This is a genomic window from Bradyrhizobium sp., assembly GCF_049691595.1.
GTDB lineage: Bacteria > Pseudomonadota > Alphaproteobacteria > Rhizobiales > Xanthobacteraceae > Bradyrhizobium.
Window position 1 is genome coordinate 1 of sequence record NZ_JBAVNZ010000424.1, and the last position, 1,647, is coordinate 1,647.

The window sequence follows — 1,647 nt, forward strand, 5'->3', positions numbered from 1 at the left end:
GTTATACGCTGCCCGCGCGAACGTCAGCTTCGCCTGTTCCTCGGTAGCTCAGCGGTAGAGCATTCGACTGTTAATCGAATGGTCGCTGGTTCGAATCCAGCCCGGGGAGCCAGTTGGCTGTGGGTCCGTTCTTTCCTGGTCGCAGCAGTTCAGCACGCTTCCGCAACCTGTTGTAAGTCGAACACTTCCCGCCAAGTCCGCATCTCAACGGTTCGGCACCGTTCGCACACATTGGCAATTTTTTTCAGGGTATCGGTCGGGGTATCGCCGCCGACGCGCGCCATGACCGGAGCCGGCATGCTAATGATCCACGCCTAGCAACGGCCTTGGCCGGCCAACTTACGGTTGCCTGAAATGCGGGAACTCCTGTTCTTCGTCGCGTCGAGCTTCTGGGCGGGCGCCGCGCACGCGGCGACGCCGGGGCACGGCAAGACGATCGCGGCCGCCTACATCGTTGGCGCGCGCGGCAAGCCGATCGACGCGCTGATCCTCGGAATTTTCGTCACGCTGTCCCACACCAGCGGCATCGTGCTGGTCGGCGTGCTCGCCTCGCTCGGCTCGACCTGGCTGCGGCCGCAGCGCATCGAAGCCTACCTGGCGGTCGCGGTCGGCATCCTGGTGATCGTGCTCGGCCTCTGGATGCTGTGGGCGCAGCGCGATCTTGTGGCGCTCGCCATGGGCGAAGCCGGCGAGCCGGGCAATGGCACCGGTCGGGCGGATGCCCACGCGCGGGAGCATGGTCACGACCAGGCTCACGACCACCCGCATGGCCATGGGCACGGCGAGCCTGCGGTCTGGCACAGCCACGGATTCGGCAAGGTCCACGCCCACCGGCTGGACGTCGTGGCCGAGAACCGTCCGAAACTGCCGGTGCTGCTGGCGCTGGGTATTGCGGGCGGCCTGCTCCCCGATCCAGCCGCGCTGGCGCTGCTGCTCGGCGCGCTGTCGAGCGGAAAGGTCCTGCTCGGCCTCGTCACTGTCGTGGTGTTCAGCCTCGGCTTCGCCGCGACGCTGGTGGTGGTCGGCATCGTTGCCGCGAAGGTCGGCGAAAAGGTGCTGGACTGGCTGGCCAGCATCTGGATGATCCGCCTGCAAATCGCCACCAGCCTGCTGATCGTCGGCATGGGCCTGGTGCTGACCATCCGCGCGTTGTCCGAGCTGACGGCGTTGCCGGCGGGCTGAATGTCCAGATCCGCCGCACTGGCTACCGCGCACCCGCATGCCTGGCCGGCAGCATGCCGACAAATCCGCTGATGTCGGCGTACCAGACATTGCCGTCGCGATCGACGGCGACGCTAAACGGCCGGGCATTGTCGCGGGGAAGCGCAAACACCTCGATGCGGCCGTTGCGCAGCCGCCCAAGGCTCGCGCGGCGCAGCATGCCGAACCAGACGTCGTCATTGGGAGCCACGGCAATGCCGCTGAGACCGGCATTTTCTCGACCCGCCTCGACATCCGAGAATTGTCCATCCTTGAATCGCCCGATGCGATTGGCGCGGAACTGCAGGAACCAGACCGAGCCGTCGGAGCCGATCGCGACGTCGGTCGGCACAGCGCCGCCGCGCGGCAGGTCGAATGTCCTGCTGGTCCCGTCGGCGGCGAGGCGAAGCAGCTGGTTGCCGTTCTGCAGCGTCGCCCATATGGCGC

General features: G+C 66.7%; 3 protein-coding genes and 1 tRNA gene. 2 read left to right on the forward strand and 2 right to left on the reverse strand.

The window, feature by feature from the left end; genetic code table 11:
- Positions 1–37 precede the first annotated feature (37 nt).
- Positions 38–112, forward strand: a tRNA-Asn gene (locus tag WCE35_RS17880).
- A gap of 37 nt (positions 113–149) precedes the next feature.
- Here WCE35_RS17880 and WCE35_RS17885 read toward each other — a convergent pair.
- A complete protein-coding gene (locus tag WCE35_RS17885) occupies positions 150–299 on the reverse strand; it encodes a hypothetical protein (RefSeq protein WP_424594660.1) in 150 nt (49 codons plus the stop codon).
- 55 nt (positions 300–354) lie between these two features.
- On the opposite strand from WCE35_RS17885, the gene WCE35_RS17890 reads away from it, so the two are divergent.
- Positions 355–1,182 carry a sulfite exporter TauE/SafE family protein gene (locus tag WCE35_RS17890; RefSeq protein ID WP_424594661.1) on the forward strand — a complete coding sequence of 276 codons (828 nt, stop codon included), beginning with the start codon at positions 355–357 and terminating at the stop codon, positions 1,180–1,182.
- Between the two features lie 22 nt (positions 1,183–1,204).
- On the opposite strand, the gene WCE35_RS17895 is transcribed toward WCE35_RS17890, so the two are convergent.
- Positions 1,205–1,647 (reverse strand): virginiamycin B lyase family protein (locus WCE35_RS17895; RefSeq protein WP_424594662.1); only part of this gene is annotated, 443 nt, incomplete at its 5' end.